Raw genomic sequence first — 23,177 nt, 5'->3', positions numbered from 1 at the left:
GGGCCCACAGGAGATGGCGGCGTCCGCTCCTCGAGCCGGGACGATTCAACCAGAACCGACCCGCGCGGCACACCGCCACGGCGGTTCGGGTGATGATTACCCCGTGCACATCGCGGCAGAGATAGTGGCCCTGGTCGTGACCGTCCTTTTTGTCAGCGCGCTCGCGCGGCGGCTGGACTGGTCGGCGCCCCTGTGCCTGATCGTCGTCGGCGTCGGCGCGTCCTACGTGCCCGGTGTCCCCGAGTACCACCTGGACCCCGAGGTCGTGCTGCTCGGCCTGCTCCCGCCGCTGCTGTACTCGGCGGCCATCCAGACGTCACTGGTCGACTTCCGGAAGAACCGCGGCGCGATCGGCCTGATGTCGGTCGGGCTGGTCGTGTTCACCGCCTTCGGCGTCGGGCTGGTCGCCTGGGCGGTGATCCCCGACCTGCCGCTGGCCGGCGGGATCGCGCTCGGCGCGATCGTCGCCCCGCCGGACGCGGTCGCCGCCAGCGTCGTCGCACGCCGCGTCGGCATGCCCCGCAAGCTGATCCGGCTGCTGGAGGGCGAGAGCCTGTTCAACGACGCGGCCGCGCTCGTCGCCCTCCGCACGGCCATCGCCGCGCTGGCCGGCTCGGTCAGCCTCTGGCAGGTCGGCGCCGACTTCTTCCGCGCGGCCATCGGCGGGATCGTGGTCGGGCTGGTCGTCGGGTTCGTGGCCGCGTTCATCCGCGCACGGATGAACGAGCCGGTGCTGGACACCGCGCTGTCGTTCGCGGTGCCGTTCATCGCCTACATCCCGGCCGAGGCGATCCACGGGTCCGGCGTGCTCGCGGTGGTCGTCTCCGGGCTGATCCTGGGCCACAAGGCCCCGAAGATCCTCTCCGGCTCGGCGCGCCTGGCCAGCAGGCTGAACTGGCAGACCATCGCGTTCCTGCTGGAGAACATGGTCTTCCTGCTGATCGGCCTGCAGCTGCGGCGGATCCTCAGCGAAGTCGGCGAATCCCAGCTGTCGCTGGGCATGCTCACCTGGATCTGCGTGGCGGTGCTCGCCGCGACGATCCTCACGCGGATGCTGTGGATGCTCGGCATCGGCACCGTGAAACGGCTGGAACGGCGGCTCATCCCGAAGCGGCAGAAGGCGAAGATCTGGCCGTGGCGCTACTCGGCGGTGATCTCCTGGGCGGGGATGCGCGGCGTCGTGACGCTCGCCGCCGCGTTCGTGCTGCCGACGGACACCCCGCAGCGGGCCGTGCTGGTGCTCGCCGCGTTCGTCGTCGTGGCCGGCACCCTCGCCGTGCAGGGCATGACGCTGCCGCCGCTGATCCGGCGGCTGCGCCTGCCCCGGCCGGACCCGGCGGAGGACGCGCTGCAGGAGGCGTCCGTGCTGCACGACATGACCACCGCGGCGCTGCTGAAGCTCGAAGAGATCCAGCAGCCCGACGACCCGCCCGAGATCATCCAGCGCATCCGCGACCGGCTGCAGAACCGGTCCGACTCGGCGTGGGAGCAGCTCGGCCGCCAGAGCGTGCTGGCCGAGACGCCCAGCGACGCCTACCGCCGGCTGCGGATCCAGCTCCTCGAGGTCGAACGCGATCAGTTCCTGAAGGCCCGTGCCGCCGGCAGCGCCGACGACGACGTCCTGCGGAAGGTCCTGGAGCGCCTCGACATCGAGGAGTCCATGCTGGACCGCGCCGAGGAGGAACCCGACGTCGAAGGCCGCGAGCTGCGCACCCCGGCCGCGACCGCGGGGTCGTGCAAGCACCTGGCGCACGAGTGGGTGGACAAGGACCCCAGCTCGCCGGACACCTGCGCGGCCTGCATCGAGGAGGGCACGACCTGGGTGCACCTGCGGATGTGCCTCAAGTGCGGCAACGTCGCGTGCTGCGACTCCTCGCCGCGCCGGCACGCCACCCGGCACTTCCACGAGAGCAGGCACCCGGTGATGCGCAGCTTCGAACCGGGCGAGACCTGGCGATGGTGCTTCGTGGACAAACAGCTCGGCTAATGTCGGGGCCATGACGAGCACGCCCGAGCAGGAGATCGAATACCGGCAGCACCGGTTCAGCCCGCCCCCGGGCGCGACCGAGATCTTCCTGGTCCGGCACGGCGAATCCGCGCCGGCCCGGGCCAGCAACCCGTTCGACCTGGTCGACGGCCAGGCCGACCCGGACCTCGCGCCGGAGGGCCGCGACCACGCCCAGCGCATCGGCGTCCGACTGGCCGGCGAGCGCATCGACGCGATCTACGTGACGACGCTGCGCCGCACGGTGCAGACCGCGGCGCCGCTGGCCGAGAAGCTCGGGATCACCCCCGTCGTCGAGCGCGACCTGCGTGAGATCCACCTGGGCGACTGGGAGAACGGCCTCTTCCGCAAGTACACGACCGACGGCCACCCGATCGTCGACCGGCTGTGGGCCGAGCAGCGCTGGGACGTCATCCCGGGCGCGGAGTCCGACGAGGCGTTCGGCGCCCGGCTGCGCGACGCGCTCACCCGCATCGCCGCCGCCCACCCCGACCAGCGCGTCGCCGTCTTCACCCACGGCGGTGTGATCGGCGAGGTGTTCGCCCAGGCCGGCCGGTCCGTCGAGCGGTTCGCCTACCTCGGCGCGGACAACGGCTCGATCTCGCACCTGGTGCTGCTCGGCGACCGCTGGATCGTGCGGCGCTTCAACGACACCGCGCACCTGGCTAACCCGCTCGGCTGAGCTTCCCGGCCGCGACGAACTGGACGGTCACCAGGATCGAGACGGCTTCGGCGGCGAGCAGCCCGATCAGGACGAGCACCTGCGTGGTGCCCGCCTGGATCGGGCCGGCGCCGCCGAGCAGGACACCGACGTACGCGCCGGGCAGCGTCACCAGCCCCACTGTGCGGGTCTGGTCGAGCGCGGGGATGAGGGCGTGGCCGGCACTTGGGCGGCAGATCTCGAGCGCGGCCGGGCGCGGCATGAAACCCAGGGCGAGGGCGGCTTCGTACTCGCCGTGGCGGGCCTTGAGTTCGTCCAGGGCTCGGCGGGCGGCCTGTGACGTCGCGGTCATGGCGCCGCCGATGACGATGCCGGCGATCGGCACGACCGCGATCGGGCGCAGCGGGACGACCCCGGCGCCGAGGACCAGGCCCAGTACGGGGGCGACGCCGGCCGCGATGGCCAGCGCCGTCCAGGGCAGGTTCGCCCAGCTCCCGGCGCGGCGCGCGGACGTCGCCGCGGCGATGCCGAACATGAGCAGCACGAACAGGCCGGTCAGCGGGTTGGACCGCAGGATCGCGGTGATCACCAGCGACACGAGCGCGAGCTGCGCGACCGCGCGGACGGCGGCGATCAGCACCGCGCGGCCTTGGCCCAGCTCGCCCCAGCGGACGATGGCGGCCCCGGCCACGGTGAGCAGGATCAGCACGGCCACCAGGGCGGGCCCGAAGGTGATCACGCCCTGAATCCTGCCTTACGCGCCTTTCGGACGGCCTTCAGACGGGTTTTCAGCCGGGTTTTCAGACGGCACAGCTGAACTGGCGGCCGGGTTCGGACACGGCCTTCTCGGCGAGGACGACGCCGTCGACACTGATCCGGCAGCGCAGCTCGCCCGGCCCGCGGTTCTGCGCGGCGATGGAGTAGAACTCGGTGCGGTCGGCCGGGCCGGTGCGGGTGAACGCCGCCGACCACGGCGTGGCGACCTCGGCCTGCTGGGCCAGCGCCGCCCCGGCGCCCGAGTAGGTGACGTTGCGGGCGCCGTCCGCGCCGAGCAGTTCGTAGACGACGGAGTGGCTGACGGTGCTGACCGCGGCCGGGGCGACCGGCGCGGCCACCGGCTCGTCCCGGACCGGCCCGTGCGTGGACCGCGGCACGACGTACGACGTCACCGCCATGGCCACGGCGATCACACCGAGCACGACGACGACATTGCCCGCGGGCCGGCACCGGCTTTGGCGGTCACGCTCGGTAGGCGTGGCGGGCGGGGTAACGATGGGAACACCCATGGAAAGGTCTTCTCTCGTCGAGCGCACTTCCGTCGAGTGCGTCGACTACATCTCGCCGTGACCTAACTCCGCGTTAGCCCCCGATCCATAAGAAGTCCAACTTTCACCCAATCGGGTGCGCTCTTGGACCTCACATTCGCTCATGCTGCGTCGTCGTTCTCATTGAGGGAGTTCCCCGACCGAAGGAGACAGCATGACCACGGCGATCCGGCAGCAGATCGACAAGCTCGTCGAGGGGATCAGGGCAAAGGACCTGGACGCGCTGAGGAGCATCTACGCGGCGGACGTCGTGTCGTTCGACGTCGAGCCACCGCTGCAGCACGTGGGGGTCGACGCGAAGCTGAAGAACTGGGCCAGAGCGTTCACGTTGTTCGCGGAGGTGAGCTACGAGGTCCGCAACCTGACCGTCACGGCGGGCGAGGACCTGGCGTTCGGCCACTGTTTCGGCAGGCTGAGCGGCACCCTCGGCGACGGAACGGAGGCGAGGGGCATGTGGGTCCGGGCCACGTTCTGCTTCCGCAAACTCGGCGACGACTGGCTGATCGTCCACGACCAGGCATCGGTGCCGTTCGACATCACCACGGGCCGCGGGGTGGTGGACCTCGAGCCGTGACCAGCCGGCATGCACCGCCTCCGCGACGAGGCGGTGCATGCGCAGTGCAGCCGCCTCGGAGCTGTGGTGAGCGCGGCATCACCCTGAGCACCGCATCGGCGAACAGCCGCAGCACAGCCGACCTCACCCCGAAGTCACTCCACCAACCAGGCATCGGCTGGCACTGTCACCGCAGAACCCTGCTCATCACATCGGCGAACATCAGCGGCGCAGCCCGACTCCAGCCGAGGTCAATCGACCTGATCCAGCGTCGGTCGACACGGTCGCCGCAGCCACGGCGCCGAGCAGTCTCCACAGCACAGCCGACTCCACCCGAGGTCAGTCCACCAACCCGGCACCGGCCAGCATTCACAGCACCATCGCCGCACGGCCTCGATCACCACGGCGGCGAGCATCCGACCTGCAGCCGAGACATGTCCACCCGACACCGGGCCGGCATTCACCGCACCATCGCCGCACGACCCCGACCACCGCGGCGCGAGCATCCGACCTCGAGCCGAGACATGTCCACCCGACACCGGCCAGCAGCCACAGCATCGTCGCCGCACGACCCTGACCACCGCGGCGGCGAGCATCCGACCTCTAGCCGAGACCAGCCCATCCGCAGCAGAGCCCCGACCAGCGTGTCGGCGAACATCGGCGGCGCAACCGACCTCAGTCGACCAACCCCGCGTCGGCCAGTATCCGCAGCAGCCGTTGTCCGGCGGGCGGGCACATCGATGCCTCCGCCGAGCTGAGCCAGGCCGCCTCTGCGATCTCCCCCGACGGCGTCGGGTCGCCCTCGTGGTCGGCCGTGTAGCAGGTCATGCGGACCAGGCGGCCGTCGGCGAAACCGTCGGCTTGCTCCTCCAGCACGGCGAAGAACCGGAAGCTGAGCGGGTCGAGCGTCACCCCCAGCTCTTCGCGGATCTCCCGGCACAACCCGGCGACGTCGCCTTCGCCCGGCTCGCGCTTGCCACCCGGCAGGTAGAACGTCGCCTTGCCGGTGGTGCGGACCGAAAGGAGCCGCCGGTCGCGGACGTGGATCCAGGCCAGTGAGTCGATGGGCGGCGCGAAATTGTCGGACCCCAGGTGCATGATCGGAGTATGTACGAAGAGGTGGCACCACCCCCGCCGCTGCGGGGCGTCGCCCGCTGCGTGTGGCGGTCGGCCGCCTCGGCGCCGAAGCGGATCGTGCCCGATGGCTGCCTGGACCTGGTCGTCGGGGACACCGGCGTGTTCGTCGCGGGCCCGGACACCACGGCCTGGTCGTCCGTGACCAGGCCCGGCGAGGTGCTGCGCGGCGTGCGGTTCACGCCGGGCCGCGCGGCAGCGGTGCTCGGCGTGGCCGCCGACGAGCTACGCGACCGACGCGTCACGCTGCCCGAGCTGTGGGGCCGCCAGGGCGAGCTGCTGACCGAGCGCCTGCTCTCCGGTGATCTCTCCCCGGCGCGCGTGATCGCCTCACGCCTGCCGGATGCCTCGCCACCCGATCCGGCGGTGGCGGCGCTGGTCGCCCGGCTGGAGGCCGGGGCCACGCGGGTCGCGGAAGCCGCCGGTCAGGTCGGTGTCGCCGAACGTCGGCTGCGGCGCCGCTTCGTCCAGGCGATCGGCTACGGACCGGCCACGTACCTGCGGGTCAGCCGTTTCCAGCGCGCGGTCTCGCTGGCCCCGCGCGCACCGGGGCTGGCCGCGCTGGCCGCCGCCGCGGGTTACGCCGACCAGGCCCACCTCAGCCGGGACGTCCGGGCCCTGACCGGCCTGACCCCGCGCGCCTACTTCCCCGGGCGGTCCACTGTGGACCAGGTCCGTTCGGCGTAACGCCGGCCGCCGGCCCTGGCCCGGAAAGGTGAGCGGACGGTCGACGACTACCGGGAGCGCTATTCTCCCCCTCGAAGTGTGACCAGGGCTTCGGTCGGGAGGGCGTGTGGCCACCATCAGTGACGTCGCGGCGAGGGCCGGCGTCTCCACGGCGACTGTGTCGCGCGCGCTCAACGGCAAGTCCACTGTGGACCCGACGTTGGCCGCGCGGGTCCAGGAGGCCGCCACCGAGCTCGGCTATCACCCGAACGGGCTGGCCCGGAACCTGCGCCGGCAGGAGACGGCGGTGCTCGCGCTGATCATCTCCGACGTCGAGAACCCGTTCTTCACGGCGATCGCGCGCGGCGTCGAGGACCTCGCGCAGCGTTCCGGGTACTCGGTGGTGCTCTGCAACTCCGACGAAAACGAGGACAAGGAGCGGCGCTACATCGAGGTCGCGCTGCAGGAGCGGGTCGCCGGGGTGGTGCTGTCCCCCACCGGCCGGTCGACGAACGTCGAGGGCCTGCGCCGCCAGGGCACCCCCCTGGTGGCGGTCGACCGGCCGCTGCCGGCCGAGGCGGGTGACCAGGTGCTGGTCGACACGCGGCACGCGGCGGCCGAGGCGACGCGGCACCTGCTGGCGGGCGGCTACCGCCGCGTCGGCTGCCTGACGGGCCCCGCGGGCGTCCGCACGGCCGACGACCGCCTCGCGGGCTACGCCGACGTCGTCGGCGAGGGGAACATCGTGTCCCGGCGGGCGGAGTACCGCGCGGAAGGCGCCCGGCTGGCGGCGCTGGAGCTGCTGGACGAGCCCTCCCCGCCGGACGCGCTGCTGGTCGCGAACAGCACGATGGCGATCGGGGTCCTGGAGGCCCTCTCGGCGCGCGGCCTGCGCTCGGGCCGCGACATCGGCATCGTCTCCTTCGACGACGCCCCCTGGACGACGCTGATCGACCCGCCTCTGACGGTGGTCGCCCAGCCGGCCTACGAGGTCGGCCGCGTGGCGGCCCAGCTGCTGCTGGCCCGGATTTCGGACAGCACCCGCGACGCGACCACGACGACACTCGAAGCGCGCTTGATCGAACGGAAGAGTTCCCGCCGCTGACCCGCCCGGCGAGTGGGCCTGCTTGTGCGGACGGTCGGGCTCGCAGACCCGGCGACTCCATCCGCGCATCCGGAGAGCCCCTGGCGCGCCCAAGGGGACGTCTCGCGTGCCCGCACGGCCGCTTCGCGCACCGAAGCATCGGCGCGCACACCCGGCAGATCAGCTCGCGCACCGGAAGCGTCGGCTCACGCACCTGGAGGGTCGGCTCACGTACCCGGAGAGTCGGCTCGCGCACTGGATGCCCGGTTCACGTACCTGCAGGGCCGATTCGCGTTCCGGCAAGGCCAGCTCGCGCACCGGAAGCATCGGCTCGCGCGCCCGAAGAGTCGGTTCGCGTACCTGGAGAGTCGGCTCACGCACCCGGAGAGTCGGCTCACATGCCGGAAGGTCGGCTCGCGTACCTGGGAAGGTCGGCGCGCGCCCGGACAGTCGGCTCGCGTACCTAAAGAGTCGGCTCGCGTACAGGGAAGGTCGGCTCGCGTACCTGGAGAGTCGGCTCACGCACCCGGACAGTCGGCTCACATACCCGGACAGTCGGCTCACGTGCCCCGCAGGTCGGCTCACGCACCGGAAAGTCGGCTCACGCACCCGAAGAGTCGGGTCACGTACCCGGAAGGTCGGCACACGCACCCGGACAGTCGGCTCACGTACCCGGACAGTCGGCTCGCGTACCTGGAGGAGTCGGCTCACGTGCGTGGACGGTCGGCTCACGCGCCTGGAAGGTCGGTTCGCGTGACTGAGGGGCGGCCGGCGAGCCTGGAGTGGCGCTGGGCCGGGGATCGAGTCGCGCTCGAGCGAGGGGCGAGGGACAGACGTGCCTGGGGGGCCGGCTCGTGCCAGGCCCCCCAGGCACGCCCCACCCCCTGTGTCCCCCATGGCCGGCGCCAACCCGCCGGATCCTGTGAGCACGGAGCGGAAATCGTTTACTCACACGGAACGTAAGGCTCGGACCGCGGAGTGTCAAGCCTGGACAACGTCGTCCGATGCGGGCAGACTTGCCGGAAGTTGCCTACTCAACGTGTTGAGTGATGTGCGTAAAGTGTCGATCTCTGGTGAATTCCCCCACAGATAGGGCACGAACCCGCACGAACCCGCACAGCCGCGCTGTTTCGGGTTAACCTGAGCGGCATGTCTGTAGCGCTGGAGAACATCCTCGCCAAGGCGGGCCTGAAGGTCGACGCGAACGAGTTCCTCACGCTCGTCGAAGACGCCGCGCGCAGACTGTCCCCACCGAATCCCGATCCCTCGCACTACTTCTCGGCCGATCAGCGCGCCGCGCTCACCGACGTCGGCCTGGATCTTTCGCCGCGGCGGGAAGAGGAACCGGACTTCCGGGCGCGCACCGTCGCCGCCCACGCCGTGCTCGCCGAAGGCGCTCTCAGCGTCAACGAAGCCGCGAAGGCCCTCGGGGTCGACGACAGCCGGATCCGGCACCGCCTCAAGGAAGGCCGCCTAACCGGCTGGAAGGACGGCGGCTGGCGGCTCCCGGCGTGGCAGTTCGCCGGCTCCGGCGTGCTGCCCGGCCTGGAGGCCGTGCTCAAGGCTCTGCCCGAGGACCAGCCCGCGCTCGTCGTGGCCGCCTTCATGAGCACACCCCAACCCGATCTGGTGATCAACGACCACCCGGCGACCCCGCGTCAGTGGCTCCTCTCGGGCGGTGACCCGGAGCACGTCGCGCGCCTCATCGCCACGCTCGGCTCGCCGTTCTAGGCTGGACCTCCCCGAGCAAGATCACCGACAAGGACGGACCACCCCCGACCCATGGCCCGGCTACCGCTGCCGCCCGCCCGATCCGTCCTGGTCCGGCAGCTGAACCGCGCCAACGACGTGGTGACGGTCCAGCCCGCGACCAGGCTGGTACGGATCTTCACCGCGCACGGCAACCACCCCCAGCAGTGGAACTCGTTCCGCTACACCGGCCCGCTCCCGCACGGCCGGTTCGACCAGCAGTCGCCCGGCCGCGGCGGCGCGCCGGTCACCGATCCCGCGAACGGGGTCCTCTACTTCGGCCTCACCGTGCGCACGTCGATCGCCGAGGTGTTCCAGACCAGCTCGACGGTCGACCGCCGCACCCGCGGGCCCCGGCTGGTCGTGGTCCGCCCGACCCGCACGCTGCGGCTGCTCGACCTGACCGGCCTGTGGCCGACGCGGGTCGGCGCGTCCCAGGAGATCTCGAGCGGGCCGAAGAAGCTGACACAGGCCTGGGCCCGGGCGATCCGCGCGGCCTTCAGCGACCTCGACGGCCTCTGGTACCGCTCGTCCATGGACTCCGGCGACCCGGCGATCTGCCTGTGGGACCCGCCCGCGGGCGCGGCCCTGCCGATCGCCCCGGACGTGCTGCTGCCGCTCGACCACCCCGGCCTGGACGTCCCGCTCGGCCGCGTCTGCGAAGAGCTGAACTACACGCTGCTGAACTGAGCTTCGAGCAGCGGGACGACCGCCCGCAGGTCACCGCCGTCGACGACGTGGGTCGCGGCAGCCCGGGCCGCGGCGTCACCGTTGAAAGCGACGCTCAGCCCGACGGCGGCGAACAGCTTCAGGTCCGAGCGGCTGTCCCCGATCGCGGCGCAGCGATCCGGGGAGACGCCCAGCTCGGCCGCGTAGCTCAGCGCGAAGTCCCGTTTGCCGTACTCGTCGAGGTGCCGGGCGACGCGGCCGGTGTAGCGGCCGTCCTCGACCTCGGGCTCCGCCCCGCAGTACGCGGCGAACCCGAACCGCCCGGCGAGCAACCGGCCGACCGGGGTCCACGCGAGGGTGGTGAGGATCGGGCGCAGGCCCTGCTCGCGGCACCACGCCACCGTCTCGGCGATCCCGCCGACCAGCGGCAGCGTCTCGAGGTGGGCCCGGATCTCCGCCTCGGTGCGGCCGGCCCAGCCGCGGGCGTCGATCGTCGCCGTTTCCTCGTTCGTGATCCGGCCTTCGGCGTACGCGACCTCGGCGGCGACGAGCGCGTCCTCACCGCCGAGCCGCGCGGCCACCCAGACCGACGAGGACGTACCGGGCACGAGCGTGCCGTCGACGTCGAAGCAGATCAGGCCGCGCTCAGCCAAGCGTGCCTCGCGGGCAGACGAACCCGACGATCTCCGAGGCGATCAGCCCGGCCTGCTCGGCCGGGTCGGCGTCGAGGATCGCGCGCGTCTCCTCCTCCGACGTCCGGAAGAAGGCCACCCCGGTCACCGGCAGCGTGGCCGACGGCGCCGGGATCGCGCCCGCGAGCCGCAGCGTCCCGGCCGCCTGCTGGGCGCGGGCCGCCGCGAGGTGACGCGCGCGCAGTTCAAGAGCCATCTCGCCGGAGATCTCGTCGGCGCGAGGTCCCTTGCGGAACAGCACCATCCGCCAGGTCTCCAGTTCGAAGTCCACCTCGGGCACCGTCATGGGTACCGAGATTCGCAGGCCGCCGGGCCCGGGACAATACCGGCGCGGTTACAGGTGACGGCCCCACCACTCCAGGATCGCGTCGAACCGCTGGACGCGGTGGCGCGGCCGGCCGGAACGGGACAGTTCGTGGCCTTCCCCGGGGAACAGCACGAACTCCGCGTCCGCGCCGGCGCGCCGCAGCGCGACGAACATCCGCTGCGCCTGCTCCAGCGGGCAGCGCCAGTCCTGCTCCGAGTGGACCACCGCGAACGGGATGCGGATCTTGTCCGCGTAGCTGAGCGGGCTGCGGTCGCGCTGCACCTCGGGGTCGGCGCCGATGTAGGAGTCGACGAAGGTGTAGCCGATGTCGGAGCTGCCGACCATCGAGTCCCACGCGTTGACCGCGCGCTCGCTCCACGCGGCTTTGAAGCGCTCGCCGTGGTGCGCGGCCAGCCAGCTCGTCATGAAACCGCCGTACGAGCCGCCCATGATCCCGACGCGTGAGGCGTCCAGGTCCGGGCGCTCCAGCGCCTTGTCGAGCAGGGCCAGGACGTCGTCGACGTCGACCGTGCCGAAGGCGTGCGTGATCGCGTGGCCGTGCTGCTGGCCGTACCCCGCCGAGCCGCGCGGGTTGCCGAGCACCACGGCGTACCCCGCGGACGCGTACACCTGCGCCTCGTCGAACACCGCCCAGTCCTGCTGGGTGAACGGGCCGCCGTGCACCACGCGCAGCACCGGGTGCGGGCCTTCACCCTCGGGCAGCACCAGCCAGCCGTGCACCGGGTAGCCGTCCGGGGCGGTGGTCTCCAGCTCGAGGACCGGCCGGAGTCCCTTGTCCCGCAACGGCTTCGAGTAGTCGGTCAGCACGCGCGGGGCGGCCGGGGCGAGCAGCACGACCTCACCCGAGGTCTCCAGGGTGGCGACGACCGCCGCGATCACCGGGCCGTCCACGGTGAACGACCGGAGCGCGGAACGGTCCGCGTAGACCACGGTCAGGTCCGCCAGCGGCGCGTCGGCGGCGGCGAAGGCGACCGCGCGCAGCTCCACCGCGCCGCGGTTGCGGACGGCGACGAGCACGTCGGCCTCGCGCGCCACCGGCGGACCGGCCGAACCCTCGCAGTCGACGGTTTCGATGTCGGTGAGGCGGCGGGCCTTCACCGGGCCGACGCCGAACTCCGGCGTCGCGGCGTAAAGCCCGGTGGACGCAGCCTCGCGGTGGTCCTCAAAGGACTGTCCGTAGTAGAACAACGTGCCGTCGGCACCGAAGGCCGGGCGCTCCGAGTAACCCGGGCAGTGCACGACGACCTCGGGGTCGCCACCCTCGGCGGCGATCGCGCAGATGTCGCGCGAGTCGCTTTCGGCGGCGCCCCACTCGGGCGGCGCGGTGAAGACGATCCGGGTGCCGTCCGGCGTCCACACCGGGTGGGCCGGGTCGAACTCGCCCGGAGTCAGGGGTTCCGGCTCGAGCAGCTCGCCCTCTTCGAAGGCTGCGACGGCGTCCACGGCGAAGAGGCGCTGCACGCGGTCGCGGAGGAAGCCGACGTCGTCGATCCGGTAGTCCATGCGCGTGATCCGGCGCGGGGCCTCGGCCGCCGGCTCGGGTGTCTCGTCGTCGGCGTCCGCCGTGCCGTACCGGCCGGCTTCCGGCACCCGCGCGACGAACGCGATGCGCCGCGAGTCCGGCGCCCACACCGGCTCGCCGGCCCCGAGGTGCAGGGACGTCAGGCGCTGCGCGTCACCACCGTCGGCCGGCATCAGGTGCAGCTGCGGGCGGCCGTCGGCGCCCTTGCCGTCCCCCGCGCGGAGGAAGGCCACCCAGCGCCCGTCCGGGGAGATCGACGGCGCCGAGTCGTGCGGACCGTGGGTCCACGCGGACTCGGTGCCGTCGAGCGACACCCGCCTCAGCGCGCTGTGCGCGGCGTTGGTCTTCAGGTCGGGGTGCTGCACCGCCGTCAGCAGCAGGTCTCCGCGCAGGGCGGGACGGCCGGGGACGACGAGGGCTTCGATGTCGGCAGGGCGCACCTGTCCGACGGTACCCGAATCCCTTAGCTGTGCGAACGACTTTCGTAGGGCGTCACGCGGCCACCTGCTTGCGCTCGTCCCGCCGGGCCTTCGCCAGGCTGGCCACCGTGGTGATGGTGAGGACCACGACGATCACGCCGAGGGAGATCCAGTTGTTGATGTCCAGCCAGTCGGGCACCACGTGGTACTCGTGCAGCGCGTGCAGGAACAGCTTCGCGCCGATGAAGGCGAGGATCACCGCGAGGCCGTAGGTGAGGTAGACCAGCTTCGTCACCAGGCCGCCGAGCAGGAAGTACAGCTGCCGCAGCCCCATCAGCGCGAACGCGTTGGCGGTGAAGACGAGGAACGCCTCCTGCGTGATGCCGAAGATCGCCGGGATCGAGTCGACGGCGAACAGCAGGTCCGCGGAGCCGATGGCCACGATCACCAGCAGCATCGGCGTGATCATCCGCTTGCCGTTGATCTTCACGGTGTACTTGTGGTCGTGGTAGTCGTCGGTCACCGGGGCGATCTTGCGGACCTGCCGGGTGAGCGCGTTCTCGTGGTACTCCTCGTCCTCTCCCTTGCCCCGCAGCATGCTGATGGCCGTCCAGACCAGCACCGCGCCGAACAGGAAGAACACCCAGACGAACTGCTCGATCAGGGCCGCGCCGACCGCGATGAACACGCTGCGCATGGCGAGTGCGAGCAGGATGCCGACCAGCAGCACGCGGTGCTGGTGGATGGCGGGAACCTTGAACGACGCCATGATGATCATGAAGATGAACAGGTTGTCGACGCTCAGCGAGTACTCGGTGATGTACCCGGTGAAGAACTCGACACCCGGGTCGTGCCCGGCGAAGAACCACACGCCGGCGCCGAAGAGCACCGCGCACGAGACGTAGAAGATCACCCAGCGAGCGGCTTCCCCCGTGGTGACCGCGTGCGGCTTGTGATCGACGATGACCAGGTCGAGCGCGATGAGCGCGAGCAGGCCACCGATCGTGGCGATCCACAGCCACAGGGGGACAGTCATGGAACTTCAACCTCCGGATAGCGCGCATGAGCAACTAACCGGAGGTCTCTTCCGCCGGTGCGAACACCGGCCGACGGTGCCGGGGGCGCAGGGCCACCGTGCTGACGACACCGCCGCGAAGGAATACTCCCCTCACAGCGCGTCCAGTTTGCCGGTTCTCCCCACCCGAGCGCCAGCCGGAATCGCCCACGTCACCGGGTTGGGCCTGTAATTTCGGTCACCTCGGTCCACCAGGTGGTCCCTGGCGTGTGATCGCTGTGAACCAGGGGCAGCACTCTCAGCAACCCTCGAATAGGTTCACACCGTGCCCCGACTCCCGCTCCCGCGCACCCGCCGCGGCCGCCTCACCGCGCTCGGCGCCGTCGTGGTGGTGCTCGCCGCCGCGACCGTCCTCTGGGCGACGCGCGACACGGCCCCGCCCGCGGTGCCCACCCAGGACGCGCTGATCGACATGCCCGCCGCGCCCGGCTCGGCCGAGCAGGTCAAGATCGACACGACCACCTTCCTGCCCGCCACCGTGCCCGCGCCCGCTGTCCTGCTCGCGCACGGCTTCGGCGGGGACAAGACCAGCGTCGCCGACGACGCCCGCGAACTCGCCAGGAAGGGCTTCGTCGTGATGACGTGGTCCGCGCGCGGGTTCGGCAAGAGCACCGGCAAGATCGGGCTGAACGACCCGGACGGTGAAGTCGCCGACGCGAGCCGGCTGATCGACCGGCTGGTCGCGCAGCACCAGGTGAGCACCGACGCCGGCGGTGACCCGAAGGTCGCCGTCACCGGCGCGTCCTACGGCGGCGCGCTGTCGCTGCTGCTGGCCGGTACCGACAAGCGGGTCGACGCCGTCGCCCCGGTGATCACCTACAACGACCTCGCGCAGGCCCTGGTCCCGAACGCGGCCGCGCCCAAGGCGCCGGCAGCCGGCACCCCGGCCGCCGGGGCGTTCGCGACCGACGGCGTCTTCAAGAAGAGCTGGGCCGGCATCTTCTTCTCGGCCGGCTCCGGGCCCGCGGCGAGCGGATCGCCCTCGGCCGAGGCCCCGGAAGCCGGGCAGGAGACCGACACCGGATCCACCGGCGCCGCCGGGACCGCCGCCGCGGCCGCCGTCCCGTCCGTGCCCTCGGGCGGAGGCGGGCCGCGCGCCGGCTCGGCCGACCCGTGCGGCCGGTTCACCGCCGCCGTCTGCCAGGCCTACACCGAGCTCGGCACCACCGGGGCGTCGAGCCAGGCGAGCCTCGACCTGCTGCGCCGCGTGTCGCCGGTGTCCGTGACGAGCAAGATCACCGTGCCGACGCTGCTGGTGCAGGGCGAGAGCGACACCCTGTTCGGCCTCGACCAGTCCGACGCGACCGCCCGGCAGATCACCGCGGCGGGCGGCAAGGTCAAGACGATCTGGTACACCGGCGGCCACGACGGCGGGAAGCCCGGGCCGCAGCTGCGCGGGAAGATCGGCGACTTCCTCTGGGACGCGGTCAACGGGGGCGACCCCGGCACCGGCTTCAGCTACGACGTCCAGGGTACGTTGCGCGCCAACGGAACGCCGTCGGTGCGCACGGTCAACGCCACCACCTACCCCGGCCTCACCGGCCCGGCGGCCGAGCGGCGGCTGCTGCCGATGACCGGCCCGGTCCAGCCGGTGGTGCGCCCGGCCGGGGCGAACCCCTCGGCGGTGAGCGGGATCCCCGGGCTCAACGGCGTCGCGAGCAGCACGTCGCGGCTCGGCGCGCTGTTCAGCAACGACCCGCCCGGCCAGGCCGCGCAGTTCACCACCGCGCCGGTGGACGGGCAGGTCGTCGTCAGCGGCTCCTCGACCGTGCGGCTGCAGGTCGCTGCCGACCCGGCCCACCCGCAGCCGGAAGCGGTGCTGTTCGCGAAGCTCTACGACGTCGGCCAGGACGGCTCGCGGGTGCTGCCGGCCAACGCCATCGCCCCGTTCCGGGTGAGCGGGCTGCCCGCCAACGGCAACCCGGTCGAGGTCACCGTGACGCTGCCGGGCATCGTCCGGCCGATCGAGGGCGGGCACTCGCTGCGGCTGGTCGTCGGCACCACCGACCAGGCGTTCGCCTCGCCCGCCGCGCCCGCGGTGTTCCGGATCGCGCTCGCCGGCGGCGGTGCCGCGCTGGCGTTGCCGGTCGTGCCCGGGACGTCGGTCGGCACACCCGCGCCGGTCGGGCAGATCGTCGGCATCGCCGTCACCCTCGCGATCGCCCTCGCCGCCGTGCTCTTCGCGGCGCTGCGCCGCCGCCGGGCCGCCGACATCGACCCGGAGCTGGCCGGCACCCCGCTGGTCATCGAAGGGCTGCGCAAGAAGTACCCGGGCGGGTTCGTGGCCGTGAACGACCTGTCGTTCCGCGTCGAGCCGGGTCAGGTACTGGGCCTGCTCGGGCCGAACGGCGCGGGCAAGACCACCACGCTGCGGATGCTGATGGGCCTGATCACGCCGACCGCGGGCAGCATCCGCGTGTTCGGGCACAAGATCGCGGCGGGCGCGCCGGTGCTCTCGCGCATCGGCTCGTTCGTCGAGGGGTCCGGCTTCCTGCCGCACCTGTCCGGCCGGGAGAACCTGCAGCTGTACTGGGCGAGCACCGGACGTCCCGCGGAGAAGGCGCACTTCGGCGAAGCGCTGGAGATCGCCGGGCTCGGCAGCGCGGTCGACCGCCGGGTGCGGACCTACAGCCAGGGCATGCGGCAGCGGCTGGCGATCGCCCAGGCGATGCTCGGCCTGCCGGAGCTCATGGTGCTCGACGAGCCGACCAACGGGCTCGACCCGCCCCAGATCCACCAGATGCGCGAGGTGCTGCAGCGCTACGCCGCGACCGGGCGCACCGTGGTCGTGTCGAGCCACCTGCTGGCCGAGGTCGAGCAGACCTGCACGCACGTCGTGGTCATGCACCGCGGCGCGCTGGTCGCTTCGGGCGAGGTCGGCGAGCTGGCCGCGGCCGGCGGCGAGGCGACGTTCCGGGTCGGCGACCCGGCCGCGGCCGCCGCGGCGCTGAAGGCGATCCCCGGGGTCGGCACGGTCGACGTCGAAGGCGACCTGGTGCACGCCGACCTCGACGGGCTGCCGCGCGCCGAAGCCGTCGCGGCTTTGGTCCGCGCGGGGGTCGCCGTGGAGCAGGCCGGGCCGCGGCGCCGGCTGGAAGACGCGTTCCTGCAACTGGTGGGAGACCAGTCGTGAGTGATTCAGGGGTCCACACGGACCCGCACGCGCTCGACGAGCTGAGCGACCTCGCCTCGAGCGAGCACGCCGGGGTCGGGCCGGACGGCGCCGTCGCGGGCTACTCCGCGCGGCGGACGCTCGGGCTCGGCGTCGAGCTGCGGCGTCAGCTCAAGCGGCGGCGCACCCAGCTGCTGCTCGGGTTCGTCGCGATCCTGCCGTTCATCCTGGTGATCGCGTTCGAGGCCGGGCAGTCGAACCCGAACCGGCGTAGCGGCGGGTTCGTCGACCTGGCCACGGCCAGCGCGCCGAACTTCGTGGTGCTGGCGCTGTTCGTGTCGGGCACGTTCCTGCTGCCGATGATCGTCGCGCTGTTCTTCGGCGACACGATCGCGAGCGAGGCGTCGTGGTCGAGCCTGAAGTACCTGCTGGCGATCCCGGTGCCGCGGCACCGGGTGCTGCGGCAGAAGGCGATCGTGTCGGGGATCCTCTCGGCGGCGGCGCTGATCCTGCTGCCGCTGGTCTCGCTCGGGGTCGGGGTGATCTGGTACGGCGCGGGCGACGCGATCAGCCCGACCGGCGACGCGGTGTCCTTCGGCGACAGCCTGCTGGCCATCGCACTGTCCACTGTGTACATCATCCTGCAGCTGGCCTGGGTGGCCGGGCTCGCGCTCGCACTGAGCGTGACGACCGACGCCCCGCTCGGCGCGGTCGGCGGCGCGGTGCTGGTGGCGATCCTGTCGCAGATCCTGGACCAGATCACGGCGCTGGAGGGCCTGCGCAACTACCTGCCGACGCACTACGGGTTCTCGTGGATGGACCTGATCTCCACCGACGTCGACTGGACGAACCTGGCCAGCGGCCTGCTGTCGGCGACGATCTACGGCACGGTGTTCTTCCTGTACGCCGGCCGCCGGTTCGCGACGAAGGACATCACGAGCTGAGATGGACGTCGTGCTGGGGCACCAGCCGCCCGCGCCGCTGGTGAAGACGGTCAACGTGGTGCTGCGCGCGCTGCTGCCGAGCCCGCTCGGCCGCGGCGTCCGCGAGTTCATGCTGCTCGGCTTCACCGGCCGCCGGTCCGGGCGGAGCTACCGCGTCCCGGTGACCGCCCACCACGACGCCGACGGCCGGTACGCCCTCACGCCGGCCGCCTGGCGGTGGAACTTCGGCGGTGGCGCGGACGTCGCGGTGACGTTCGCCGGCCGGACGACATCGATGCGCGGTGTCCTCGTCGACGACGAGGACGTCGTCGTGGCGACGTACTTCGACCGGATCACCGAGCTCGGCCTGCGCGGCGCGGCCCGCCAGATCGGCCTCCGGTTCCCGGCGGGCCGGTTGCCGACCGCGGACGAGGTCGCCGAGCTGGTGCGGCGGGAGCACTTCGGCGTCATCCGGCTGGGCGTCGCGGGCTGAGCGGGCGGGCCCGGCGCGGTACGGTCGGGCCGTGCCGATCACCGTGGAGAGCCAGTCCGACGTCGCCGTGGTCCGGATCGACCACGGCGGGGGCAACACCCTGGACACCGATTCGTGCCGGGAGCTGGTGCTGCGGCTGGAAGAAACCGAGACAGCCCGCGCCGTCGTGCTCACCGGCACCGGCGGCATCTTCTCGGCCGGGGTCGACCTCAAGCGGATCCACGAGGGCGGTGCCGCGTACGTCTCCGAGTTCCTGCCGCTGCTGTCGGACGCGCTGCTGACGGTGTTCGGCTTCCCGCGGCCGGTGGTCGCGGCGCTGAACGGCCACGCGATCGCCGGCGGCGCGGTCCTCGCCGCCGCGTGCGACCACCGCGTGCTCACCACCGGGCCCGGCCGGATCGGCGTGACCGAGCTGCTCGTCGGGCTGCCGTTCCCGCTCGCCGCGCTGGAGATCCTGCGGTGCGCGTACGGGACGACACCGCTGCCGTCGCTGACCTACTCGGGCGCGACCGTCGGCGGTGAGGACGCCCTCGCCCGCGGCCTGGCCGACGAGCTCGCGCCGCCGGAGGAGGTCCTCGACCGGGCCGTCGCCATCGCGACCCGGCTCGGCGGCCTGCCCGCCGAGCCGTTCGCGCACACGAAGGCCCAGATCCGCCAGCCCTACCACGAGCGGATCGCGGAGTACCGCCACGCCGACGACCCCCGGGTCGAGCGGATGTGGCGGGCGCCCGAGGCGCTCGGCGCCGTCAAGTCCTACGTGGACGAGGTGCTGGGCCGCCGCGGTTAGACCGCCCGGACGTCGCTCTCGGCGAGCGACTTGATCCCGTGGACCGTCTTGCGCATGTTGTCCTGCAGCTCGCCCAGGCGCATCGCGACGATCGCTTCCTCGTGCTCGGGCATCGACGCGATGATCTTCGTCAGGTTGGACGGGCCGGGGCCGATCTGGGCCCACTGCCGCAGCACCGTGCCCTCGCCGTCCGGGACCAGCTCGAACTTCCACGACGCGGCCGGGTTCGCCACGTCCATCACGGCCCACGCGAACAGCCGCGCCGGCTCGTACCCGGTCACCGTCGACACCGTCTCCCACTCCCCCGCGACGGGGTGGGAGTTGCGGCCGCGGAACCGTGCGCCCAAACCGGGCTCGTAACCCTCGACCCAGCCGCCGCCCTGGAACTCGGTGGAGAACCGGGACGGCAGGTCGATGTCCAGCAGCCAGCGCCAGACCTCTTCCGGAGGCGCGTCGACGCGGACCTCGACCTGGGTCGTCGGGCAGTCGGAAACCTTCATGGCGGACCCCTCGCTCGATGTCGGTACCTACTGGTTCCGGACGGTAACGTGGCGCCGATCACCCGGACAACTCGCACGATGCCGGTGGCGGCGCACGGTTGAGGACGCCACCCGGTGGCCGCGCCACCCGCCGAAAGTCGGGTTCCCACCGGTTCTGCGCCCGGACAGCCGATTGCCGACACCGGCCGGTTCTGTGAGGGTCCCACCGAAGGCTCCGGATCCGGGAGGGCGTTTCATGCGCAGACTGTCCACCGCGTGCACGGCGGTCCTGCTCGCGCTGGCCGGGCTGGTGGGCCTGGCTCCGTCGGCGGGCGCGGCGACCGACATCAAGGCGGCCCTGCAGGGGATCCCCGGCCTGACGATCGTCAAGGAGGACCCGGCACCGGCGGGCTTCCGGTTCTTCGAGCTGACCTTCACCCAGCCCGCCGACCACCGCCACCCCGGCGCCGGCACGTTCCAGCAGCGGTTCACCCTGCTGCACCGCGACTTCGCCGCGCCGACGGTCGCCTTCACCAGCGGCTACAACGTCAGCACCGCGCCGAACCGGTCGGAGCCGACGCAGATCGTGAACGGCAACCAGCTTTCGATGGAGTACCGCTACTTCACGCCGTCACGGCCGGAGCCGGAGAACTGGGCGCAGCAGCTGACGATCTGGCAGGCCGCCGCCGACGAGCACCGCGCCGTGCAGGCGTTCAAGGCGATCTACCCGGGCAAGTGGCTGGCCACCGGCGGCAGCAAGGGCGGTATGACCGCGACGTACTTCCGGCGCTTCTTCCCCGACGACGTCGACGGGACGGTCCCCTACGTCGCGCCCAACGACGTCATCGATCCGATCGACGTCTACAACAAGTTCCTCTCGCGCGTCGGCAACGATCCCGGCTGCCGCGACGCGTTGAAGGCGATCCAGCGCGACGCGCTGAAACGGCGTGACGAGCTCGGCGCGATCGCCGCGGTGGACGCGGCGCAGCGGGGGCTGACGTTCTCGATCGTCGGCTCGGCCGACAAGTCGCTCGAGATCTCGGTGATCGACTCGTACTTCGCGTTCTGGCAGTACCAGACGCAGGCGGACTGCGCGACGGTGCCGAAGCCCGGCGCGCCCGCGGCCGAGGTCTACGCCTGGTACGAGCGGGTGGAGAGCCTCAACACCTACTCCGACCAGGACCTCTCGCCCTACATCCCGTACTACTACCAGGCCGCGGTCCAGCTGGGCGCGCCCGAGGCGTACGACGGCTACCTGCGCGACCTGCTGCGCTACCCCGGCGCCGACCAGCCGAAGACGTTCGTGCCGAGCTCGATCCGCCTGCCGCGCTTCGACTACCTGGCCATGCCGGACGTCGACTTCTGGGTGAAGTCCCGCGGCACGCGGCTGCTGTTCGTCTACGGCTCGAACGACCCGTGGGGCGCGGAGCCGTTCGAACTCGGCTTCGGCAGCCGGGACTCGTACCGGTACTACGTGCCGGGTGGCAACCACGGCTCGAGGATCGCCCTGCTGCCCGCGGCCGACGCCGCGGCGGCGACCGCGACGGTCCGGCGCTGGGCCGGGCTGCCTCCGTCCGCGTCGGCGCTGAGCGCGCGTCGTGCTCCGGCGGGTTTCCCGGACTTCGACGCGGACCTCACGCTTGCGGGGCACCCGCGGCTGTGACCTACGTGGTCACCCGACGGCGGGTGACCAGCGGCTGCAGGGCGAGCAGCAGCAGGACGTAATACCCGAAACCCGGCCGGAAGCAGGCGACGACCACCGCGAGGGCGAAGATGCCCGTGCTCACGACGAAGCTGCGGGCCCAGGCGTCGGACACGGGTTCGGCGTCGCCGTGGACCGCGGGATCACGGCGGACGATGAACAGCAGCGCGGTGTGGCACACGCTGCCGGCGAGCAGGGTGCCGAGGTAGAACAGCACCGTGAAGGGCTGAGTCCGGTAGGCACCGATGAGCTGGGTCGGGAACGGCAGGACCGCGATGGTGAGCAGCCAGCAGAAGTTGACGACCACGAGCGGGGTGTTGAACGCGCGCACGTGCTCGAAGATGCGGTGGTGGGTGAGCCAGAACCGGCCGATCACGGCGAAGCTGAGCAGGAAGCTGAAGATCTTCGACCAGTTCTCGGTGACGGCCTCCGACGCGGGCGCGCCGGCCGCGATCAGTTCCGGCACGAGTTCGGTGAGCGGCAGCACCAGCAGCGTCAGGGCGATGGCGACGACGGCATCGCTGAAGAAGACCAGCCGCTCGGGCGACCTCTGCCGTTCCATGGGAGCTCCTGTCGATGATCAACCGCGGCGGGGCCCGCTCAGGCTACTGGCGCGGATCTCACCCGGTCGGAGCGCCCGCCGCTCTGACCTCCGCAAACCAGGCCGGCGGGGCGCGGTCTCGCCAGGTGGCCGGCGTACCGCAAGGACACCGTCTTCGGAATGCTGCAGGCGGACGAAAACGCGCCGGTGCCCGGCTGAGCTCAGGGCCGCTTGGCTTTGGGCAGCTTCTTCACGATGGCCTCGTAGGACGCGTCGAGGAGTTCTTCCAGCTCGGCGTCGGGCACCCCGGCGCCGAGTTCGACGCGGTTCCAGCCGTAGCGCCCGAGGTAGTCCATCACGGACACGGCATCGGGGTAACGCTCACGCAGTTCGGCCGCTTCTTCTTTCGTGGCCCCGCATTTCACGGCGACACTGCCGGGTTCCTCCTGGCCGATGAAGGCGAACCCCTTGCCGCCGACCTTCGCGACGAGCACGTGGTCGCCGAACGGGTAGGTCTCCTGCGCACCCGGCAACCCCAGGCAGTACGCGACCACGGCTTCGATGTTCACGACCCGAGCTTCACCAGCTCGAGGTCGGTCTGCGGGAAGTCGTCCCCGATGCACAGCAACGGTTCCCGGGCGATCTTGGCGGTGGCATAGCTGTAGCAGTCGCCCATGTTCAGTTTGGCCGGGTGATGTCCCTTCCCGTACTGCTTGAACGCTTCGATCGCCACTTCCGCGTGTTCTTCGCCGAAGGGGGCGGTCACGATGTGGTTGTCCTGGAGGAACCTGGCGAGCACCAGCCGGCCCCGCGCGCCGAGCCTCGCGGTGAGCACGATGCCGACCTCGACGAGGGTCGGCGCGCCGATCTTGGGCGAGTCCGCCTCCGCGAGGCGCTCCTCGAGCCGTTCGTGATCCGGCTCCTGGCGCAGGATCGCCACAATGGCGGAGCTGTCGATGATCACACGCCACCCGGCCCGAACCCGAGAATCTCTTCCCACTCGTCCTTCGGGATCGGCTTCCCGAGTTCCTCAGGGGGGATCAACGGCCAGATCTCCTCTTCCAGTACTCGCCGCATCCGCTTCAGCCGCAGTTCCGCGTTGTCCCGCGCCACGAGCTGGTCGCGGCGCAGGCGCAGGGCTTCGCGGACGGCACCGGTCTTGGTGTCGCCCGTCAGTGCGGCGACCTCGGCGGCCAAGCGCTCGGCCTCCGGGTCCTTGATGTTCATCGCCATGGTGTAATCATACCCATCGCGGTGT

General features: G+C 71.7%; 24 protein-coding genes. 12 read left to right on the top strand and 12 right to left on the bottom strand.

Going from position 1 to position 23,177, the window contains the following annotated elements; genetic code table 11:
- Positions 1-103 precede the first annotated feature (103 nt).
- Positions 104-1,987: a Na+/H+ antiporter gene (locus ACIOD2_RS36205; RefSeq protein WP_400548662.1), complete on the top strand. Its 1,884-nt coding sequence runs from the start codon at positions 104-106 to the stop codon at positions 1,985-1,987.
- 10 nt (positions 1,988-1,997) lie between these two features.
- A complete protein-coding gene (locus ACIOD2_RS36200; RefSeq protein ID WP_400548659.1) occupies positions 1,998-2,687 on the top strand; it encodes a histidine phosphatase family protein in 690 nt (229 codons plus the stop codon).
- Here the strand turns inward: ACIOD2_RS36200 and ACIOD2_RS36195 are convergent.
- Positions 2,671-3,414: an ABC transporter permease gene (locus tag ACIOD2_RS36195; RefSeq protein ID WP_400548938.1), complete on the bottom strand. Its 744-nt coding sequence runs from the start codon at positions 3,412-3,414 to the stop codon at positions 2,671-2,673. The two genes, ACIOD2_RS36200 and ACIOD2_RS36195, sit on opposite strands and share 17 nt — an antisense overlap.
- A 52-nt stretch (positions 3,415-3,466) precedes the next feature.
- Positions 3,467-3,952, bottom strand: a complete 486-nt coding sequence (locus ACIOD2_RS36190; protein WP_400548656.1) for an MmpS family transport accessory protein — start codon at positions 3,950-3,952, stop codon at positions 3,467-3,469.
- A 193-nt stretch (positions 3,953-4,145) separates the two neighbouring features.
- On the opposite strand from ACIOD2_RS36190, the gene ACIOD2_RS36185 reads away from it, so the two are divergent.
- Positions 4,146-4,565: a YybH family protein gene (locus tag ACIOD2_RS36185; RefSeq protein WP_400548653.1), complete on the top strand. Its 420-nt coding sequence runs from the start codon at positions 4,146-4,148 to the stop codon at positions 4,563-4,565.
- A 654-nt stretch (positions 4,566-5,219) separates the two neighbouring features.
- On the opposite strand, the gene ACIOD2_RS36180 is transcribed toward ACIOD2_RS36185, so the two are convergent.
- Positions 5,220-5,642 (bottom strand): NUDIX domain-containing protein, encoded by a 423-nt coding sequence (locus ACIOD2_RS36180; protein ID WP_400548650.1) that lies wholly within the window; start codon positions 5,640-5,642, stop codon positions 5,220-5,222.
- Between the two features lie 9 nt (positions 5,643-5,651).
- On the opposite strand from ACIOD2_RS36180, the gene ACIOD2_RS36175 reads away from it, so the two are divergent.
- The 4 genes from ACIOD2_RS36175 to ACIOD2_RS36160 all read left to right on the top strand — a co-directional run bounded on the left by ACIOD2_RS36175 (position 5,652) and on the right by ACIOD2_RS36160 (position 9,867).
- A complete protein-coding gene (locus ACIOD2_RS36175) occupies positions 5,652-6,365 on the top strand; it encodes a helix-turn-helix domain-containing protein (protein WP_400548647.1) in 714 nt (237 codons plus the stop codon).
- A gap of 106 nt (positions 6,366-6,471) precedes the next feature.
- Positions 6,472-7,449: a LacI family DNA-binding transcriptional regulator gene (locus ACIOD2_RS36170; protein WP_400548644.1), complete on the top strand. Its 978-nt coding sequence runs from the start codon at positions 6,472-6,474 to the stop codon at positions 7,447-7,449.
- A gap of 1,128 nt (positions 7,450-8,577) precedes the next feature.
- Complete coding sequence (locus ACIOD2_RS36165; RefSeq protein WP_400548641.1) at positions 8,578-9,159, top strand: DNA-binding protein; 582 nt, start codon at positions 8,578-8,580, stop codon at positions 9,157-9,159.
- A 51-nt stretch (positions 9,160-9,210) separates the two neighbouring features.
- The gene (locus tag ACIOD2_RS36160) at positions 9,211-9,867 is read left to right on the top strand and encodes an RES family NAD+ phosphorylase (protein ID WP_400548638.1); all 657 of its coding nucleotides are present in this window, start codon (positions 9,211-9,213) and stop codon (positions 9,865-9,867) included.
- On the opposite strand, the gene ACIOD2_RS36155 is transcribed toward ACIOD2_RS36160, so the two are convergent.
- Genes ACIOD2_RS36155 through ACIOD2_RS36140 form a run of 4 tightly spaced genes read right to left on the bottom strand, consistent with a single transcriptional unit; the run spans position 9,849 to position 13,843 of the window.
- Complete coding sequence (locus ACIOD2_RS36155) at positions 9,849-10,499, bottom strand: HAD family hydrolase (protein ID WP_400548635.1); 651 nt, start codon at positions 10,497-10,499, stop codon at positions 9,849-9,851. The two genes, ACIOD2_RS36160 and ACIOD2_RS36155, sit on opposite strands and share 19 nt — an antisense overlap.
- Positions 10,492-10,824, bottom strand: a complete 333-nt coding sequence (locus ACIOD2_RS36150; RefSeq protein ID WP_400548632.1) for a hypothetical protein — start codon at positions 10,822-10,824, stop codon at positions 10,492-10,494. Before ACIOD2_RS36150 ends, ACIOD2_RS36155 begins: the two co-directional genes overlap by 8 nt.
- A 48-nt stretch (positions 10,825-10,872) precedes the next feature.
- Positions 10,873-12,828, bottom strand: coding sequence for a S9 family peptidase (locus tag ACIOD2_RS36145; RefSeq protein ID WP_400548629.1), 1,956 nt, complete (start codon positions 12,826-12,828; stop codon positions 10,873-10,875).
- Between the two features lie 52 nt (positions 12,829-12,880).
- Positions 12,881-13,843 carry a TerC family protein gene (locus ACIOD2_RS36140; RefSeq protein ID WP_400548626.1) on the bottom strand — a complete coding sequence of 321 codons (963 nt, stop codon included), beginning with the start codon at positions 13,841-13,843 and terminating at the stop codon, positions 12,881-12,883.
- A gap of 304 nt (positions 13,844-14,147) precedes the next feature.
- Between ACIOD2_RS36140 and ACIOD2_RS36135 the strand changes: the two genes are divergently transcribed.
- From ACIOD2_RS36135 to ACIOD2_RS36120, 4 genes are read left to right on the top strand one after another with little or no spacing between them, the layout of a single operon-like run.
- Entirely contained in the window at positions 14,148-17,015 is a 2,868-nt protein-coding gene (locus tag ACIOD2_RS36135; RefSeq protein WP_400548623.1) for an alpha/beta fold hydrolase, read from the top strand.
- Positions 17,012-17,938: an ABC transporter permease gene (locus ACIOD2_RS36130; protein WP_400548620.1), complete on the top strand. Its 927-nt coding sequence runs from the start codon at positions 17,012-17,014 to the stop codon at positions 17,936-17,938. Before ACIOD2_RS36135 ends, ACIOD2_RS36130 begins: the two co-directional genes overlap by 4 nt.
- A 1-nt stretch (position 17,939) precedes the next feature.
- The gene (locus ACIOD2_RS36125) at positions 17,940-18,410 is read left to right on the top strand and encodes a hypothetical protein (protein WP_400548617.1); all 471 of its coding nucleotides are present in this window, start codon (positions 17,940-17,942) and stop codon (positions 18,408-18,410) included.
- A gap of 31 nt (positions 18,411-18,441) precedes the next feature.
- On the top strand, positions 18,442-19,197 hold the full coding sequence (locus ACIOD2_RS36120; protein WP_400548614.1) for an enoyl-CoA hydratase/isomerase family protein: 756 nt from the start codon (positions 18,442-18,444) through the stop codon (positions 19,195-19,197).
- On the opposite strand, the gene ACIOD2_RS36115 is transcribed toward ACIOD2_RS36120, so the two are convergent.
- On the bottom strand, positions 19,194-19,697 hold the full coding sequence (locus tag ACIOD2_RS36115) for an SRPBCC family protein (protein ID WP_400548611.1): 504 nt from the start codon (positions 19,695-19,697) through the stop codon (positions 19,194-19,196). The genes ACIOD2_RS36120 and ACIOD2_RS36115 overlap by 4 nt on opposite strands.
- Positions 19,698-19,932: 235 nt before the next feature.
- Here ACIOD2_RS36115 and ACIOD2_RS36110 point away from each other — a divergent pair, with 235 nt between their 5' ends.
- Positions 19,933-21,339, top strand: coding sequence for a S28 family serine protease (locus tag ACIOD2_RS36110; protein WP_400548608.1), 1,407 nt, complete (start codon positions 19,933-19,935; stop codon positions 21,337-21,339).
- A 1-nt stretch (position 21,340) separates the two neighbouring features.
- Here ACIOD2_RS36110 and ACIOD2_RS36105 read toward each other — a convergent pair whose 3' ends face one another.
- The 4 genes from ACIOD2_RS36105 to ACIOD2_RS36090 form a co-directional block, all read right to left on the bottom strand.
- On the bottom strand, positions 21,341-21,940 hold the full coding sequence (locus tag ACIOD2_RS36105; RefSeq protein ID WP_400548605.1) for a TMEM175 family protein: 600 nt from the start codon (positions 21,938-21,940) through the stop codon (positions 21,341-21,343).
- Between the two features lie 200 nt (positions 21,941-22,140).
- Positions 22,141-22,488, bottom strand: a complete 348-nt coding sequence (locus ACIOD2_RS36100; protein WP_400548602.1) for an MmcQ/YjbR family DNA-binding protein — start codon at positions 22,486-22,488, stop codon at positions 22,141-22,143.
- Positions 22,485-22,883 carry a type II toxin-antitoxin system VapC family toxin gene (locus ACIOD2_RS36095; RefSeq protein ID WP_400548599.1) on the bottom strand — a complete coding sequence of 133 codons (399 nt, stop codon included), beginning with the start codon at positions 22,881-22,883 and terminating at the stop codon, positions 22,485-22,487. Before ACIOD2_RS36095 ends, ACIOD2_RS36100 begins: the two co-directional genes overlap by 4 nt.
- On the bottom strand, positions 22,880-23,152 hold the full coding sequence (locus tag ACIOD2_RS36090) for a type II toxin-antitoxin system VapB family antitoxin (protein ID WP_400548596.1): 273 nt from the start codon (positions 23,150-23,152) through the stop codon (positions 22,880-22,882). Before ACIOD2_RS36090 ends, ACIOD2_RS36095 begins: the two co-directional genes overlap by 4 nt.
- Positions 23,153-23,177: the final 25 nt, after the last annotated feature.

This window comes from Amycolatopsis sp. NPDC088138 (assembly GCF_044741685.1).
GTDB lineage: Bacteria > Actinomycetota > Actinomycetes > Mycobacteriales > Pseudonocardiaceae > Amycolatopsis.
The sequence above is the reverse complement of the archived record's forward strand: the minus strand, read 5'-3'. Positions and strand labels throughout refer to the sequence as shown.

Coding starts and splice junctions, on each gene's coding strand:
- ACIOD2_RS36165 (WP_400548641.1), top strand. CDS start 8,578: ATGTCTGTAGCGCTGGAGAACATCCTCGCCAAGGCGGGCCTGAAGGTC.
- ACIOD2_RS36185 (WP_400548653.1), top strand. CDS start 4,146: ATGACCACGGCGATCCGGCAGCAGATCGACAAGCTCGTCGAGGGGATC.
- ACIOD2_RS36160 (WP_400548638.1), top strand. CDS start 9,211: ATGGCCCGGCTACCGCTGCCGCCCGCCCGATCCGTCCTGGTCCGGCAG.
- ACIOD2_RS36115 (WP_400548611.1), bottom strand. CDS start 19,697: ATGAAGGTTTCCGACTGCCCGACGACCCAGGTCGAGGTCCGCGTCGAC.
- ACIOD2_RS36190 (WP_400548656.1), bottom strand. CDS start 3,952: ATGGGTGTTCCCATCGTTACCCCGCCCGCCACGCCTACCGAGCGTGAC.
- ACIOD2_RS36140 (WP_400548626.1), bottom strand. CDS start 13,843: ATGACTGTCCCCCTGTGGCTGTGGATCGCCACGATCGGTGGCCTGCTC.
- ACIOD2_RS36090 (WP_400548596.1), bottom strand. CDS start 23,152: ATGGCGATGAACATCAAGGACCCGGAGGCCGAGCGCTTGGCCGCCGAG.
- ACIOD2_RS36180 (WP_400548650.1), bottom strand. CDS start 5,642: ATGCACCTGGGGTCCGACAATTTCGCGCCGCCCATCGACTCACTGGCC.
- ACIOD2_RS36125 (WP_400548617.1), top strand. CDS start 17,940: ATGGACGTCGTGCTGGGGCACCAGCCGCCCGCGCCGCTGGTGAAGACG.
- ACIOD2_RS36110 (WP_400548608.1), top strand. CDS start 19,933: ATGCGCAGACTGTCCACCGCGTGCACGGCGGTCCTGCTCGCGCTGGCC.
- ACIOD2_RS36175 (WP_400548647.1), top strand. CDS start 5,652: ATGTACGAAGAGGTGGCACCACCCCCGCCGCTGCGGGGCGTCGCCCGC.
- ACIOD2_RS36105 (WP_400548605.1), bottom strand. CDS start 21,940: ATGGAACGGCAGAGGTCGCCCGAGCGGCTGGTCTTCTTCAGCGATGCC.
- ACIOD2_RS36200 (WP_400548659.1), top strand. CDS start 1,998: ATGACGAGCACGCCCGAGCAGGAGATCGAATACCGGCAGCACCGGTTC.
- ACIOD2_RS36150 (WP_400548632.1), bottom strand. CDS start 10,824: ATGACGGTGCCCGAGGTGGACTTCGAACTGGAGACCTGGCGGATGGTG.